Source organism: Amycolatopsis sp. WAC 04182 (assembly GCF_003947465.1).
Taxonomy (GTDB): Bacteria; Actinomycetota; Actinomycetes; order Mycobacteriales; family Pseudonocardiaceae; genus Amycolatopsis.
This window is the reverse complement of sequence record NZ_QHJJ01000003.1, coordinates 1128905-1144462: the sequence shown is the minus strand read 5'-3', so window position 1 is coordinate 1144462 and position 15558 is coordinate 1128905. Positions and strand designations below refer to the sequence as shown.

At 69.6% G+C, this 15558-nt stretch carries 15 protein-coding genes; 4 read left to right on the top strand and 11 right to left on the bottom strand.

The annotated features are described in order from the left end of the window. Window positions 1-17: 17 nt before the first annotated feature. Both DMH01_RS19075 and DMH01_RS19070 read left to right on the top strand, forming a co-directional pair. Entirely contained in the window at window positions 18-1004 is a 987-nt protein-coding gene (locus DMH01_RS19075; RefSeq protein WP_125678535.1) for a methyltransferase dimerization domain-containing protein, read from the top strand. Further along, entirely contained in the window at window positions 1001-1945 is a 945-nt protein-coding gene (locus DMH01_RS19070; RefSeq protein ID WP_125678533.1) for an alpha/beta hydrolase, read from the top strand. Before DMH01_RS19075 ends, DMH01_RS19070 begins: the two co-directional genes overlap by 4 nt. Window positions 1946-2006: 61 nt before the next feature. Here the strand turns inward: DMH01_RS19070 and DMH01_RS19065 are convergent, their stop codons facing one another. From DMH01_RS19065 to DMH01_RS19050, 4 genes are read right to left on the bottom strand one after another with little or no spacing between them, the layout of a single operon-like run. Further along, window positions 2007-2594 (bottom strand): TetR/AcrR family transcriptional regulator, encoded by a 588-nt coding sequence (locus tag DMH01_RS19065; protein WP_034306161.1) that lies wholly within the window; start codon window positions 2592-2594, stop codon window positions 2007-2009. Between the two features lie 41 nt (window positions 2595-2635). After that, window positions 2636-4270, bottom strand: coding sequence for an amidohydrolase (locus DMH01_RS19060; RefSeq protein WP_125678531.1), 1635 nt, complete (start codon window positions 4268-4270; stop codon window positions 2636-2638). Window positions 4271-4273: 3 nt separating this feature from the next. Then, window positions 4274-5065 carry a molybdenum cofactor biosynthesis F family protein gene (locus DMH01_RS19055; protein ID WP_125678529.1) on the bottom strand — a complete coding sequence of 264 codons (792 nt, stop codon included), beginning with the start codon at window positions 5063-5065 and terminating at the stop codon, window positions 4274-4276. Window positions 5066-5074: 9 nt separating this feature from the next. Beyond that, the gene (locus tag DMH01_RS19050; protein WP_125678527.1) at window positions 5075-6940 is read right to left on the bottom strand and encodes a primary-amine oxidase; all 1866 of its coding nucleotides are present in this window, start codon (window positions 6938-6940) and stop codon (window positions 5075-5077) included. Between the two features lie 114 nt (window positions 6941-7054). Here DMH01_RS19050 and DMH01_RS19045 point away from each other — a divergent pair, with 114 nt between their 5' ends. Continuing rightward, the gene (locus tag DMH01_RS19045; RefSeq protein ID WP_125678525.1) at window positions 7055-7774 is read left to right on the top strand and encodes an SDR family NAD(P)-dependent oxidoreductase; all 720 of its coding nucleotides are present in this window, start codon (window positions 7055-7057) and stop codon (window positions 7772-7774) included. Window positions 7775-7788: 14 nt separating this feature from the next. After that, complete coding sequence (locus tag DMH01_RS19040; RefSeq protein WP_125678524.1) at window positions 7789-8586, top strand: SDR family NAD(P)-dependent oxidoreductase; 798 nt, start codon at window positions 7789-7791, stop codon at window positions 8584-8586. A gap of 316 nt (window positions 8587-8902) precedes the next feature. On the opposite strand, the gene DMH01_RS19030 is transcribed toward DMH01_RS19040, so the two are convergent. Genes DMH01_RS19030 through DMH01_RS19000 form a run of 7 tightly spaced genes read right to left on the bottom strand, consistent with a single transcriptional unit; the run spans window position 8903 to window position 15532 of the window. Beyond that, window positions 8903-9598: an ABC transporter ATP-binding protein gene (locus DMH01_RS19030; RefSeq protein WP_125678520.1), complete on the bottom strand. Its 696-nt coding sequence runs from the start codon at window positions 9596-9598 to the stop codon at window positions 8903-8905. Beyond that, entirely contained in the window at window positions 9595-11298 is a 1704-nt protein-coding gene (locus tag DMH01_RS19025) for an ATP-binding cassette domain-containing protein (protein WP_125678518.1), read from the bottom strand. Before DMH01_RS19025 ends, DMH01_RS19030 begins: the two co-directional genes overlap by 4 nt. After that, on the bottom strand, window positions 11285-12145 hold the full coding sequence (locus DMH01_RS19020; RefSeq protein ID WP_125678516.1) for a branched-chain amino acid ABC transporter permease: 861 nt from the start codon (window positions 12143-12145) through the stop codon (window positions 11285-11287). The genes DMH01_RS19025 and DMH01_RS19020 overlap by 14 nt, the downstream gene beginning before the upstream one ends. Before the next feature lie 12 nt (window positions 12146-12157). Beyond that, window positions 12158-13336, bottom strand: a complete 1179-nt coding sequence (locus tag DMH01_RS19015) for an ABC transporter substrate-binding protein (RefSeq protein ID WP_125678514.1) — start codon at window positions 13334-13336, stop codon at window positions 12158-12160. Beyond that, a complete protein-coding gene (locus DMH01_RS19010) occupies window positions 13333-13734 on the bottom strand; it encodes a nuclear transport factor 2 family protein (RefSeq protein ID WP_125678512.1) in 402 nt (133 codons plus the stop codon). The genes DMH01_RS19015 and DMH01_RS19010 overlap by 4 nt, the downstream gene beginning before the upstream one ends. A 9-nt stretch (window positions 13735-13743) precedes the next feature. Next, window positions 13744-14511: a MoaF C-terminal domain-containing protein gene (locus DMH01_RS19005; protein WP_125678510.1), complete on the bottom strand. Its 768-nt coding sequence runs from the start codon at window positions 14509-14511 to the stop codon at window positions 13744-13746. 40 nt (window positions 14512-14551) lie between these two features. Continuing rightward, entirely contained in the window at window positions 14552-15532 is a 981-nt protein-coding gene (locus tag DMH01_RS19000; RefSeq protein ID WP_125678508.1) for a helix-turn-helix domain-containing protein, read from the bottom strand. Window positions 15533-15558: the final 26 nt, after the last annotated feature.

The following is a 15558-nucleotide window of genomic DNA, read 5'->3' as shown; positions in this document are numbered from 1 at the left end:
AGCTAAGGAGGGCACCCGTGAGCGGGTCGACCAAGACTGCCGGTCCCGAGCGGATCGTGGACATCGCCGTGGGCTACATGGCGGCAAAGCAACTCTTCGCGGCGAGCCGGATCGGCCTGTTCACCGCGCTCGCCGACGGGCCGCTGACGGCCGCGGAACTGGCGGAGAAGACCGGTAAACCGGAGAAGATCACCCGCATCCTCGGTGACGCCATGTCATCACTCGGTCTGCTGTCCCGTGTGGACGGACGGTACGAGCTCGCCGCCGACGCGGCGGAGTACCTCGGCGGTGGAGGCCTCGATCTGGCGCCGTTCCTGACGTTCCTCGACTCGATCAGTTACCCGCACTGGCTTCAGTTCGGTCACACGGCCGACAGCGGCGAGCCCGGGAAGCTGGAGATGGACGACGCGCGCTGGGGCACGTTCATGGCGGGCGTCATGACGTATAACGCCCTGCACGCCAAGATGCTGGCCGGCGCTTACGATTTCGGCTCGCATCGAAACGCCCTGGACCTCGGCGGGCTCTCCAGCGCGTTCGCCGTCGAAGCCATGAAGGCCAACGACGAACTGCGCACCACGTTCGTCTTCGATCCGGGCTTCACCGAGTCGGTCACCACCGCGGCGGCCGAGGCGGGCCTGGCGGACCGCGCGACCGTCGTCGGGGCGGAGACGCCCACCGCGCGGCCGGAAGGCGAGTTCGACCTGGTGATGGTCAACCACGTCGTCCACCGGTTCGACGCGAAGCAGAACGCGGAGATCCTGCGCAACGCCCGCGCCGCCGCCGCGCCGGGAGCGACGCTGCTGCTGCTCGACTTCTTCCTCGACGACGACGCGGTCCAGCGGCCGATCGACGCGCTGCATGCGGGGGAATACCTGGTGATCGACGGGACGGTCGTCTATCCGGAGGCCGAGGTCCGCGAGTGGCTGAGCGGGGCGGGCTGGCGGGTCACCGACCGGCTCGCACTGCCGGGCAGCCCTCGGGTGCTGGTCGCGGAAGCGGTGTGACCGTGACCCTCGATCCCGCGGTCAAAGAACTGCTCGCCCGCAGCGTTCCCTCGGAGGCGCCGGCCGGGCCGTTGACGGCTCCCGAGTTGCGTGCCGCTTTCGCCGCTTCGTGGCGGCGCCCCGATTCGGTCGAAGAGGTCGGCTCGGTGGCCGACCACGTCCTGCCGTCGGGTGTGCGGGTGCGGGTCTACCTGCCCGAAGTCGCGACTCCGGTGCCCGCGTTCGTCTGGATCCACGGCGGCGGGTGGACGATCGGCTCGATCGACGAGAACGAGGTCGCGTCGCGGGCGGTGTGCAACGCGGCGAAGGTCGCCGTCGTCGCGGTCGACTACCGGCTCGCGCCCGAGCATCCGTACCCGGCGGCCCCGGACGACTGCTACGCCGTCGTCGAATGGCTCGCCGCGGGAGGCGCCGGACCTGCGGTCGACGCGTCGCGGATCGCGGTCGGCGGGGAAAGCGCCGGCGGCAACCTGTCGACGGTGGTCTCGATGATGTCCCGTGACCGCGGTGGCCCGCCGGTGGCCGCGCAGGTGCTGATCTGCCCGGTGTACGGCCACCCCGACGACGGCTTCCGGTCCTATGTGGACTTCGCCGAGGGCTTCGGCATGACCGCCGGGGCGATGCGGTTCTTCTTCGAGCAGTACGTGTCGGATCCGGCGCAGCTGAACGATCCGTACCTGCTGCCGCTGCGCGCCGACGACCTGACCGGGCTCCCGCCGGCGCTGGTGCTCACGGCCGAGTACGACGTCCTGCGGGACGAAGGGGAGGAGTTCGCGCGGCGGCTGACCGACGCGGGGACCCAGGTCGAGATGACGCGGTACTCGGGGCAGATCCACGGGTTCTATGGGCTCCACACGGATCTCCCGGCCTCGCCGCGCTCGCACCGGCACGTGGCGAGCTTCCTGACCCGGGTCTTCGACCCCCCGCGTTCAGTCCTCTGAATGCGGTAGTTGGCGCCACGTACTACCGCATTCAGAGGACTGAACGCGGTAGTACGTGGCGTCAGGGGCGGGTGAGGCGCTCGAAGAACGACTCTAGGTGCTGCCGCTGCAGGGCGATCGTCGAGAACTCCCCGGCGACCAGGCTCATCACGTTCGCCCCGGCGTTGATCAGCACGACCTCGTCGACCAGCTGCTCGTCGGGCGTTTCGGTGACGATGTCGCCGTCTTCCCGGCCCTCGGTGAGATATCGGTGCAGCAGGCCCCGCCACGAGCGGATGTGCTCGAGGTACTTGTCCTGCAGCTTCGGGTTGGTCAGCGACAGCTGCCAGAAGGTGAGCAGGACGCGCCCCGCGGCGATGCGGTCCTCGTCGATGGGCATCGACGAGACGCACAGCTCGCGGAGCGCGGTCAGCCCGCGCAACTCGTCCAGCTCCACGTACTCGCGCATCATGCCGAGCGCGCGCTCGTAGGTGGCCTGGATGATGTCTTCCTTGCTCGGGAAGTACAGCTTGAGCGCGCCGTTGGCGAAGCCGGCGGCCGCCGCGATCTCGCGCATGGTGGCGGCCTCGATCCCGCCCTGGGTGATCAAATCCCAGGTGACGTCGACGATATGGCTACGCCGCTCGTCGTGATCGATGATCTTCGGCATCGGCAGACCTCCCGCACTGGTTCTTCTACCAGTGTAGGAGATCAGACGCGGTGATACACGCGGTGCCCGGCGAACCACGTTTGCGTCACCTTTGTCTTGACGAGCGCGGCCGGATCGGTTCGGAACGGATCGCGGTCCAGGACGACGAAATCCGCCGACTTCCCGGGGACCAGTGAGCCGGTGACGTCACCCAGCCCCATCGCGCGGGCGGCGGCCAGGGTGAAGACCTCGATCGCCTCGTCCAGGGTGATCGCCTGTTCTGGCCACAGCGCGCCGGGGAACGTGCCGGTCGGATCCTGGCGGGTGACGAGGCCGTGGATGCCCTCCCACGCGTTCGGGGACTCGCTGACCGGCCAGTCCGAACCGCCCGCTACCAGCGCGCCCTCGTCCAGCAGCGAACGGTTCGGCTGCATCCGCCCGGCCCGCTCGCCGGGCAGGACCTCGGCGATGGCCGCCGGGATGACACCCGGGACCCACAGGAACGGCGAGATGTCCGCGGCGACGCCCAGTGCGGCGAAGCGGGGGAGGTCGTCGGGGTGCACGAATTGGCCGTGCGCGATCTGGAACCGCGCCTCGGTGAAGCCCTCGGCGCGCACCTTCTCGACGGCGTCCAGCGTCGCGCGCACCGACGCGTCCCCGGTGCAATGGACCTTGGCCGAGAGCCCCGCCGCTGCCGCCGTGCGCAGCCAGCCGACGAGTTCTTCACCCGGCATGGTCGTGGCGCCGTGATGGCAGGCTCCGTGCGCGGCGTCCGGCAGGTACGGCTCCAGGAACGCGGCGGTCCGCGTCGGCGGGACACCGTCGAGGAAGATCTTCACGAAGTCCGGCCGGTGGTGCTCGCTCCGGTACTGCCCGGCGACCTCCAGCAACGGTGCCCCGATCGGGTCGAAACCGAAGATCGGGTCGTTGATCAGCAGCGACGAAACGACCCAGGCGTGCAGTTCGCCCGCGTCGTCGAGCGACTTCAGCGCCCGCAGGATGTCGGCGGAGACACCGGCGTCCTGGAACGCGGTGACGCCGTACGAGTGCAGCGTGCCGATCCCGTGCCGCGACGCCGCCACGTGCTGGTCCACCGTGAGCGTCCGGGTCTCGCTGAGCGCCCGCTCGACCGCGACGCCCGCCGCTTCGAGCAGGACGCCGACCGGCTCCCCGGTCGAAGGGTCGCGGACGATCTCCCCGCCGGCCGGATCGGGCGTCGAGGCGGTGACGCCCGCCAGTTCCAGCGCCCGGCTGCTCACCCAGCGGTTGTGCCTGCTGTCGTCCGACAGCATGACCGGACGTCCGCCGGCGGCCTCGTCGAGCGCGTGCCGGGCCGACGTCCGCGACAGGGTACTGACCAATGTGGACGCCCAGGCACCGCCGACCACCCACTCGTCCGGCCCGAGCCCGGCGGCCCGGGAGCGGACGGCAGCCAGGATGTCGTCCAGTCCGGCGTCGAGACCGAAGTTCAGCTCGAACAGTGCCGAGCGCCCGGCGAGGGCGTGGTGGTTGTGCACGTCGACCAGGCCGGGCATCACGAACGCGCCTTCGAGATCGACGACCTCGGTGCTCGGTCCGCGTTCGATGTCCTCCAGGGACAGCACCTTGCCGTCCTTGATCGCCAGCGACGATGCCCAGGGTCTGCCACCGTCCACTGTGTACACCGTGGCGTTGGTGAGGATGAGATCGGCGGTCAAGGCTCAGCTCCCGGCGGGATCGTAGGCCTCGGGGTGCACGGTGGTGCTCAGCAGCTTGCCGTGCGCGCCGAAGGTGAAGTGGGTGGGAGTGCTCCCGGTGGCGTCCAGTCCGAAAAGGACACCGTGCGAGCGCAGCCGTTTCGCGTCACGGTGGTCGGCGACGGTCACCGAGGCGCACGGGATCACCTTCTCCCGCCAAGCGAAGACGTAGATACCCGGCCGCAGCTCGTAGACCGAGTTCTCGTCGGTGTCCGCGAGCCCCCGCTCCGGACCGGCAAGGCACTGCCACGTGTACCAGTGCGGGCTGAGGTACACGTGCTCGTAGGCGTGCTCGGTGCTGTACACCCACAGCACCCGGCGCCCGACCAGCGACGTGGTCGGGGCGAGCGATTCGCCGGTCGGCTCGATACCGCCGATCGTGGCGGCCAGGAAGGATTGCGTGACGCGGGGCGAGGTGTCGCCGATCTTGCTCAGCACCAGGAGGGCGCGGCCGCGGCGCAGGTCGAGCAGCAGGGTGAACGCCTCGTCCTGCCGGGCCTGCGGGTGGAACTGGACGTAGTACAGGTCGTCGTCGACCAGGAACGTCTCACAACGGTCGGTGCCCGTGCCGTGGTAGGTCCATTCGATCCGGGTGCCGGAGAAGGCCGCGGTGAACGTGGTTCCGTCTTCACAGGCGAGTTCGAAGGTGCGGCCGTGCAGGTCGCCGACCGTGGGGGCCTTGTTCGCGTCGAAACCGGGGGCCAGACCGTCCAGCGGCAGCCAGGTGGACGTGTCGGACAGGGTCAGTTCGGGCATCGATGAGTCCTAGTGCTCGTGGGCGGAACAGTGATCAGCGGCGGCGCCGGAAGGCAGGTCGAGGGCCGGGTTTCGGTCCAGGAAGCCATAGGGGCGCATGGAGAAACCGGAGTAGTCGACCGGCATGACCGGCCAGTCCTCCGGACGCGGGATATGGGTCGGGCCGAACACGTGCCACAGCACGAGATCGGTGTCGGTGAGGTCGCGGTCGGCGGCGGTCCAGGCGGGCAGACCCGCGCCGCCCGGATGGGCGTTCGGGCGATCGCCCGCCGGGAACCGTTCGTCCGCGCGGTACGGCGTCGCCCACAGGTGACGGGTGGCGAACGTCGCCCGCTGGTGGACGGTCGACTCCGGCTGCGCCATCAGGGTCGCGGACGGCCGCGGCACGAGCTGATACGCCGTGGGCCTGCCGAGCCGGTTCGTCCGCTCCGCACTGCGGATCTCCCAGACCCGTGCCTTGGCCGGATCCGCGAACCGCCGCGCCTCCTGTTCGGTCCGCAGCGGGGTTTCCTTCCAGGTGAACGCGTTCCCGTACGGGTTCTGTTCGCCCATCGGCACCCGTTCGACGTCGACCTCGACGAGTGAGTTGCGTTCGCCGTCGATCGCGACGTCCAGCCGCGCGCAGAACAGGTGCTGGTGCACCGGCGCGAACAGGCCGGGCGCGATCTCGTTGGCGTGCGGGTGGTCCGTGCCGGGATGCGCGGCGCCGGCGAACACAATGCCGGTGGCCTTCGCCTCCAGCTCCACGGTGCCGTCGAGGTAGAGGTACCAGAAGAAGCCGTAGTCGTAGTTGCCGATGGTGGAGATCGACGAGATCACCAGCCGCCGCGACCGGCGGACCTCGGCGCGGCCGTCGAGATCCGTGTGCTTCCAGAGGATCCCGTAGTCCTCTTCGTGCATGCAGATCGCGCGCGGGATCTCGACCGGGTGGCCGTGGTCGTCGGCGACGAACGCGGGGAAGTAGTGGATGACGCCGAGGCAGTCGCAGCCCAGCCGCAGGTCGTTGCCGTTCTTGCCGAGCAGGTACTCGCCCGCGTCGAAGTAGCTGATCCAGAACCGGCCGGGCGCGGTGTCGCCGTAGGGCACCACCATCTCCGGTACCGACGCGCGGTGCAGCACCGACCGGTCCTGGAAGCTGATCTGATGCAATGTCAGGCCCTCGCGGGCATTGAAGCCGACCCGGAGTTTCCAGCCCTCCCACGTGACCTCGTTGCCGTCGACGAGGAAGCTCGGACCCTCCGGCTGGGTGATCTCGATCGGTTTGAGAGTGGTGCGGGCCGGGACGTCGCCGTAGCGGCCGTGCTCCGGCGGCACGGGCACGTCGCCCTCGTCCTCCACCCGGATGACACGCTGCCCGGTGAGATCGATGTGCACGATCAGGCCCTCGACCGGATGCGCCCATGGGCTGTCGGACGCGTCGTCGCGCAGGAACGTCAGCGAGCGGATGACCCGGCCGGTCTCGTCGGGCCTGCCGAAGAAGCCGGGGGCCAGGGGAGCGCAGAAGGCGTGCTCGATCCGGTCGCCGAGCCCGCGCCGCTCCATCGCGGCCTGCCACTCCGGCGAGGCCTTGGTGATCGACGCGGCGAGGTCGTATTCCTCGAACAGGTACGCGGGCTGGCCTGGGCCACAGTCCTCGTTGGAGACCACTTCGCGTTTCGCCAGCGAGACGACCGCGTCGCGTGCCTCGCCGGTCGCGGTGTCCAGCAGCGTGTACCGGACACGGCGGTCGGGGGCGGCGTCGCCTTTCTCGGGCTCCACCGGCAGCACGGCCGGGAACCGCGTGGTCGCGGCGAGCAGGCCTTCGGCGGCCAGGATCTCGCGGCCTGCGGTGAGTTCGTCGGCGGTCAGCGGGTCGAGTGGATGCGGCCTGGTCATGGTTCGCAGTCTTGCCGGTCCATCCCCGGGTGAAAAGGGCGTCATGCGGCTGCCGACAAGAAGGGTGCACTGACGGCCAACCTCCGTGAAAGGTCCGGACCGGAGGATGACGCCATGGGACTGGATCTCGCGGGCAAGGCCGTGCTGGTGACCGGCGCGGCGTCCGGTATCGGCCTTGCCTGCGTCCAGGCCTTCCTCGCCGAGGGCGCGCGGGTCGGTGCCCTGGATCGGGCGCCCGTGCCCACGCTGGCCGACGGACTCCTGGCGCTGCACGCCGACGTGACCGACGAGCGGTCGGTGGCCGACGCGGTCGACGCCGTGGCAAGCCGCTTCGGTGGGCTCGACGTCGTGGTCGGCTGCGCCGGGGTCTCCGGGCCGGTGGGAACACCGGTCACCGAAACCTCGGCGGCGGACTTCGCCGCGCTCATGGCCGTCAACGTCACCGGCCAGTTCCTGCTGGTCAAACACGCCGCGCCGTGGCTCACCGCGTCGGGTGGCTCGGTCGTGCTGCTGGCCAGCGACTCGGCGTTCACCAGCGCGCCCGGCATGGTCCCGTACTGCGCTTCGAAGGGCGCCGTGGTCGCGATGACCAGGGCCCTCGCGGTCGATCTCCCCGGCGTCCGGGTGAACTGCGTCTGCCCGTCGGTGGTCGACACCCCGATGGCGCGCGGCGATCTCGGCGACGTGCTCGACGATCCCGCTTTCCCGGTGCAGGCTCCCGAAGAGGTCGCCTGGCAGGTGCTCCACCTCGCGTCCGCGCGTTCGCGGGCGGTCAACGGCCAGGCCGTGCTCGCCGACTTCGGCGTCTCGGCCCGCTCCGGTTTTCCCGCTTAGAAAGGACTCCGCAAGTGAAGAAGGTTGTCGCGATCACGGGTGGCGGTACCGGTATCGGTGCCGCGGTGGCCCGCCGATATGCCGATGAGGGCGCCCAGGTGGTGGTGCTCGGACGGCGGCTCGAACCGCTGGAGAAGGTGGCCGCCGAAACCGGCGCGCACGTCGTCGCCTGCGACGCCAGCGACCGCGAAGCGGCCGAGAACGCCACGGCGGAGATCGTCGGCAAGTTCGGCAGGCTGGACGTCGTGGTGGCCAACGCCGGCGGGCACGGTCTGTCCTCGGTGGTCGACACCGGCGACGAGGAATGGGAACTGGCGCTGCGTTCGAACCTGTCCAGTGCCTTCGTGTTCTGCCGGGCCACGCTGCCCACGCTGGTCGAAACCGGCGGTCAGGTGGTCATCGTGTCGTCGCTGGCGGGGCTGTTCGCCGGCCCGAACGTCGCCGGCTACACCGTCGCGAAGCACGCGCTGATCGGGCTGACGCGCTCGATCGCCCGTGATTACGGGCCGAAGGGTGTGCGCGCCAACGCGGTCTGCCCCGGCTGGGTGCGCACGCCGATGGCGGACGGCGAGATGGACCAGTTCGCCGAGGCGGCGGGCTTCGACGGCGGACACGACGAGGGCTATCGGCGCGTCACCGCCGAGGTCCCGCTGCGTCGTCCCGCCGAACCGGAGGAGATCGCGTCGATCGTGCGGTTCCTGGGGTCTTCGGAGTCTTCGTACATCACCGGTGCGGTGATCGTGGCGGATGGCGGCGCGCACGCCGTCGATCTGCCGACTTTGGCCTTCGAACGGGCGGGGATGGGTTCTTAGGGCGGTGACGCGAAAGCCACTTTCGCAACGTTGAAGGTTGCGAAAGTGGCTTTCGCAACCTTCAACGACCACCGCCCAGGACATCAGACGTCGCGAAAGCCACTTTCGCGACGTCTGATGTCCCCAAAGTGGCTTTCGCGACATGGTCCGGGGCGTCACACCGGACTTCGGACACCTCGCTACGAGGTCGCTCAGCCGCGTGTCCCCAAGGTCTCCTTTGAGACGCCCGACGTCCCGACGGGCGCCTGCCGGTCCGTGAAGGCCTCCTTGAGGGACCCAGAGTCCCTCAAGGAGGCCTTCACGGAATTCCGAACGGTCAGGATTCGCCGAGGTAGGCCGCGTGCAGGGTGCCGGGGGAGTCCAGCAGCCCCTGCGCCGAACCCGCATAGGTGACCCGCCCCGACGAGACCACCAGCGCGTCGCTCGCCACGCCGAGGGCGAGGTGCGTGAACTGCTCGACCAGCAGGATCGCCGCGCCCTCCTCGGCGAACCGGGTGACCATCGGCAGCAGCCGCGTGAATACCACGGGCGCCAGCCCCAGCGACATCTCGTCGATCAGCAGGAACGACGGCCGCGCGGCGAACGCGCGGGCCAGCACCACCATCTGCTGTTCGCCGCCGCTGAGCAACGCGGCCGGCGAGTCGCGGCGTTTCTCCAGTTCCGGGAACAACTCGAACAGTTCGTCGGCCCGCGCGCGGGTGCGCGCGGTCAGCATCAGGTTCTCCAGCACGGTCAGGCCGCCGAAGACCGCGCGGCCCTGCTCGATATGCGCCAGACCCCGCCGCGCGCGGGAGACCCGCGACTGCTTCGTGATCTCGTCGGATCCGATGTGGACGGTCCCGGCCGAGGCGGGCACCACGCCGGAGACGGCCTCCAGCAGGCTGGTCTTCCCGGCACCGTTCGGGCCGACGAGCGCGGTGATCCGGCCCGGTTCCAGGGTCAGGTCGACGCCGGAGATCACCGGCCCGGCCCCGCGGGTGACCGTCAGTCCCGCTATCCGCAAAGCGTTCACAACAGCTCCGTTTCACCCATGTACGCCTTGAGCACGGCGGGGTCGGCGAGCACTTCGGCCTGCGGACCGGAGGCCAGCACGCGGCCGAAGTCCAGGACGGTGATCGTGTCGCAGACCGAGCGCACCAGGTCGAGGTCGTGCTCGATGAGCAGCACCGACACCCCGAACCGCGCGGGCACCTGCCGTAGCCGTTCCCCGAACGCGACGTGTTCTTCGTGCGGAAGTCCCGCGGCCGGTTCGTCGAGCAGCAGGACTCGCGGCCGCGCCAGCAGATGTCCGACGACCTCGACCAGCCTGCGCGCGCCGACGTCCACTTGAGACAGTGGAGTGCGGGCGGCGGGGCAGCCGAAGAAGTCCAGGGCGTCCCCGATCTCGTCGGCGGTGAGCCGCCGCCTGGCGAGGAATTTGAGGTACGCCCCGACCGTCAGCCCCGGCGGGACGCGGTCCTGCTGGAACGTCCGGCGTAATCCGGCGCGGGCCCGGTTCGACGGTGACCCGGTCAGCGGGCTGCCGCCGAGCTCCACCTCGCCCTCGGCGTTCGGGAGGAAGCCGCTGATCGCGTCGACCAGCGTCGACTTCCCCGCGCCGTTCGGCCCGATGACGCCGAGCACTCCGTGTTCCGGGACCGATATGTCCACTGAGGACAGTGCGGCCACATGGCCGAAGTTCACGCTCAGCCCGCGTACGGTGAGCACCGGTGGACCAGGCGAGACCGGTTCGACAGTGCCCGTCCCAGCCACGAGGTCGAGTTTCGCGGGTTCCTTCTTCGATCGCCGGTACCACACCTGGCGCACCGTGGTGCCCAGGTTCCCGCCGCTGGTCAGCGCCTGGACGCCGAGCACGCCGAACACCACGAAAGCCCAGTCCTGCGGGATTCCCCAGCGTTTCAGCAGTTCCGGCACGCCGACCCACAGCACCGCGCCGAACACGGCCATGTCGATCAGGTGCGCGCCCGACATGATCGCCAGCACGTACAGCGCCAGCGACTGGATCGCGGTGAAACTCGCCGGGAAGGCGAGCCCGACCTGCCCGGTGAGCAGGCCGCCGCTGATCCCGCCGAGGGTGGCGCTCACCGCGAACGCGGTCAGCTTCGACGTCCGCACGCTCGTGCCTGCGGCCGCCGTGCCGCGTTCGGAGAACGCCACCGCCTGCCAGGCGCTGCCCCAGCGCCCGCGGCGCAGGAAGTACACGGCGAGGCAGCACAGCACCAGCACCACGACGGCGAGCTGGAAATAGGCCCGGTCGTCGGAGAAGGCGTCGGGCCGTTCGACCGAGATCCCGCCGGAGACGCCGGGGAACTGGAGCTGGACCAGCGCGAGGTCGGCCGCCGCGGCGAGCCCCAGCGTGACGACGGCGAGGTTGATCCCGCGCAGCCGCAGCGCCGGCAGCCCGACGAGCACTCCGACCACCCCGGCGGCGAGGCCGCCGAGCACCAGCCAGGTGAGGAACCCGCCGGGCGCCTGTGCCTCGTTCAAGGCCGACACCGTCCAGGCGCCGACGGCGCCGAAGGTCAGCTGGCACAGGGAGATCATTCCCGCGCTGCCGGTGACCACGCCGAGCCCGAGCAGGGAGATGCCGGCGACGACGGCGCTCATGCCGAGGTAGACGAAGTACCCGTCGAGCCCGACGCTCAGGCCGTAACCCACGGCGATCGCCACGATGGCGACCGCGAACGGAATCCCGCGTTCAGCGAGCCGCATCCCACACCTCCTTGCGCTGCGACCAGAGCAGCAGCGCGACGATGACTGCGAACGGCAGGAAGTACCGCACGACCGAAAGGCCGTCGACCTGCGCGGCCGCGCCCTGGATCAGGCCGAGGCCCAGTCCGCCCGCGACCGCGAGGTCGAGACGGCGGAATCCGCCGAGCAGCGCGGCGGCGGCCGCGGGGACCACCAGCATCGCCAGCGACGTCGCGTCGTTGGACTGCGACGGCGCGACGATCGAGATCACCAGCGTGCTGACCACCCCGGTGACCGCCCAGACCGCGACACTGAGCCGTTTCGCCGGGATGCCCAGCAGCTCCGCCGTCGTCGGACGTTCCGACAGCGCCCTGAGCTGGACGCCCGCCGGGGTCCGGCTCAGCACGATCCGGCTGGCCACCGCCACGACGACGGCCAGCGCGACCGTGACCACGGTGACCTGGCTGATCACCACGCCGCCGACGGTGACCGCCGGCCCGTCCAGGATCGGGTGGAACGGCTGTGGTTTGTTGCCGAACAGGATGAACGACAACGAGATCAGCAGGAGCAGCACCGCCACGGTGACCGCCGATCGGGTGCCGGTGTCCGCCTCGGCGAGCCAGGTGGACACGATCCAGCCGAGCAACGCGCTGAGCAGCCCGCCGAGCAGGATCCCGGCGACGGTGGCGAGCCACATCGGCAGTCCCAGATCGACGGACAGGAACACCGCCACGTAGCAGCCGAACATCCCGGTGGCCGACTGGGCGAAGTTCACCACCCGCACCAGGCGCGACATCAGCGTCAGGCACACCGCCAACACCGCGTACAGTCCGCCGGCGGCCAAGCCTGCCAGCGCTCCCTGCAGCATCGAATCCTCCCGTTACTTCTTGGGAATCCGCAGCCAGTCGTCGGCGACGAGCTCCCATTTGTTGGTGCCGGAGGCGAGCTTGATCGGCCAGCCCGCGGTGTTGTCGTGGTGCGCCTGGCCGGGGCCGAAGACGTACGGCGTACCGACCATCGGATCGGTGACCGGCTTCATCTCGCGCAGTGCCTTGGTCACCGATTCGCGGGTGATGTCCCCTTGGATCCCGCGGATGACGTCGAGGAAGTACTTCGCCGCCAGGTAACCGCCCTGGCTGAACGAGGTCAGCGGGATGTTGTTCTTGGTCATCAGCTCGCGCCAGTCCTTGTTCTGCGGGCTGGTCGCGTCGGTGAAGGGGTAGAACTCGGCGGGCACGTACACCCCGGCGCCGGCGTTGGTGATGGCCTTGGCGTAGTTCTCGCTGTAGACGCTGGTGAGCAGCAGCCACGTGACGTCGTTCCAGCCCTGCGCCGCGGCGGCCTTGAGCTGCCCGATGGAGTCCGGTTCGACCGGGTTCACCGTGATCGCCTTGCACCCGGCGTTGCGGGCCTTGACGATGTAGGAGGTGTAGTCCGAACCGCCGTAGGGCACGGTCGCGTCGAGGTACTTGAGCTTCTTGCCGGTGATGGCCGACCACTCGTCGATCGCGGCCTGGTACGACGGCAGCGTGTTGCCCGCGATCTCCAGCAGCGCGCAGATGTCGTTCAGCTTCAGCGTTTCCGAGCCGTAGAGCAGGGTCAGCGTCATGTCGTGGTATGGGCCGACGTTGACCGGGGCGATGTTCGGGCTGGAGAAACAGGCCGGGTCGACGCCGATGCCCTGCATGGACAGGATCTTCTGCTGTTCGTAGTACTTGTTGTTGATCTCGCACTCGATGAGGCTGGACGAGCCGACGAGCGCCACCGCCTCGTCACGGCCGACGACCTCGCGGGCCGCGGCGGCCGCGGCCGCCGGGTCGCCCTTGTCGTCGAGGGCCTTGTACTGGATCTGTCTGCCGTTCACGCCGCCGCTCGCGTTCGCCGCGTCGAAGACCGCCTTGGCCGCCTGGGAGGCCTCGGGGAACGTGGCCGCGCCGCTCAGCGCGTTGACCGAACCGACCACGATCGGCCCGCTCGAACCGCTTTCGGAGCCTGCGCAGCCCGCGGTCGCGAGCAGGACGGCGGCGGCGAGGGCGACGAGGCGCCGCGCGGGTTTCACCGGTTCTCCGCAGCGTTCATGGCGTCGACCACGGGGACCGAGTCGACGATCTGCTCGAACGAGGTGACCTTGCCGTCGGCGAACTTCCACACGTGCGCGACGCGGGCGGTGAACGAGCGACCGGTCTCGCGGTGCTTGCCTTGGTAGGTCCCGATGCCGATCACCGTGTCACCGGCGTCGAGAAGGTCGCCGAGGGTGAAGGTGTAGCCGTCCCAGTCCTTCGCGATCGCGCCGAAGACGTTGTCCCGGACTTCTTCCGGGCCGGTGTAGGTGCCGGCGTAAGGGAAACCGGCTGCCTCCGTCCACGTGGTCTCGGGACCGAGCGGGGCCAGCATGCCCGCCAGGTCGCCCCGGTCGCTCGCGGCGTAGTGCGCGGCGATGATGTCTGAATTGGACACTGAAGCTCCTTAAACCGGTTGCGCGTCGGGATAGGCGACCGCGCCGAGTGGGTAGATGTGCCCGCCCGCGCGGGAGTGTTCCGACCGGCCGTCGCCGGTCAGGCCGAGGAAGACGCCGGTGGTCTTCAGCGCGTAGCCGAGGTCGTGCAACCACACACTGGCCACGGCGATGCGGAATTCGCGGAAACAGAACAGGTAGAGCCCGTCCTGGAACTTCCACACCGTCGACAGGTCCATGTCCCCGTGGCCGCGTTGCACACCTTCGAGGCATTGCCAGGCATAGCGTTGCGAGGACACGTACACGTGCTCGTAGAGGTGTTCGGGGCTGTAGCGGTAGATGTTGCGCTTGCCGATCAGGTCGCGCGACGGACCCGGTACCTCGCCGGTCGGCGTGCCCGCGTCGGTCGTGCCGGACCAGAACGTCTGCGAGACACGGGGAACGCCTTCGACGTCCTCGGCGCCGATGACCGAGCGCACGGCGAGCGCGCGATGCGTCGTCGTGGAGAAGACGACGGTGAGCGCTTCACCTTCCACGCTGGTGTGTGGGAGATTGACGAAGAAAACGTCTTCCCGGACGGCGACCGCGTCGTACGGATCCTTGATGCCGTTGCAGGAGACGGTTTCAGCGTCTTCGAACCGCAGCGCGAGCGTCTTTCCGTCGTCGAGCGTGACGGTGAGCTCGCGTCCCGACAGGTCCGCGTTCGGCAGGCGGTAGGTGGCTATTCCGGCGGCGAACTCGTCATAGGTGCGCCACTGTTCCTCGGGTGCTTCGGGCATGCGGTCATCGTCGAGGCGACCGCACCGGCGGGGCCAGCTGTCACGCGCTGGGCGGCAACAACCGGTCGCTCACGGTCAAGCCGCGGCGCAGTTCGCTGGGCGAGCAGCCGAATTCCGTCTTGAACACCCGGCTGAAATGCGGCGCGTCGACGAAACCCCACTTCGCCGCGATGGCCGCGACGGGCCGCGATTGGTGCACGGGGTCGAGCAATTCGCGGCGGCAGTGTTCGAGCCGCCGGGTGCGGATCCAGCCCGAGACGGTCGTGCCCTGTTCGTGGAAGAGGCCGTGCAGATGCCGGGTGGAGATGTAGTGCTCGGCGGCGATCTGTGCCGGGCCGAGGTCGGTGGAGGAGAGGTTGGAGTCGATGTAGGCGAGCACGCGGCGCATCAGCTCGTGGTGCGGCCCGGCCGTCGCACGGGCGAGGTCCAGTTCGCTGGCGAACAGCGTGGCGAGCAGATCGACCGCCGTATGCGCGAGCCGGACGCCCGCCGGCCCGCCGAGCTGGTCGAGGTTGCTGCCGAGTTGCGCGAGGAAGGGCACCACCACGTTGCCCATGCCCCGCTTGCCCGACATCGGCACCGCGGTCAGCTGGCCGACCAGGTCACGGGGGAGATCGATGAGCCGCTGCGGGAACATCACCACGAGCGTGCGGAAATCCTCTTCGAACGCCAACGTGTACGGCCGGTGCGTGTCGTACAACGCCACGTCTCCGGGACGCAGCATCGCCTCGCGGTTGTCCTGCACCAAGAGCCCGGTCCCGGACAGGATGAGGCTCAGCTTGTAGTAGTGCCGGTCCGCCCTGGCGATGAGCTCGGGCGTCCGCTCGACCACGTGCGCGGACGCGGTCACCTCGGTCAGCTGGACGTCGTCCGCGCCGCATGAGCGGATGCGGCCGCGGAAGTGGTCCCGGTGCTCGCTCGTCACGTGCAGCGGCACGAAGGATTGCGACACCACCGTGCGGAAATCGGTGAAATCTCGCGCGACCGTGGTGGTGGTCGGGTCGGCGGTGGCGGTGGTCACGGGGGTCACCTCGCAGCATCGGGGGG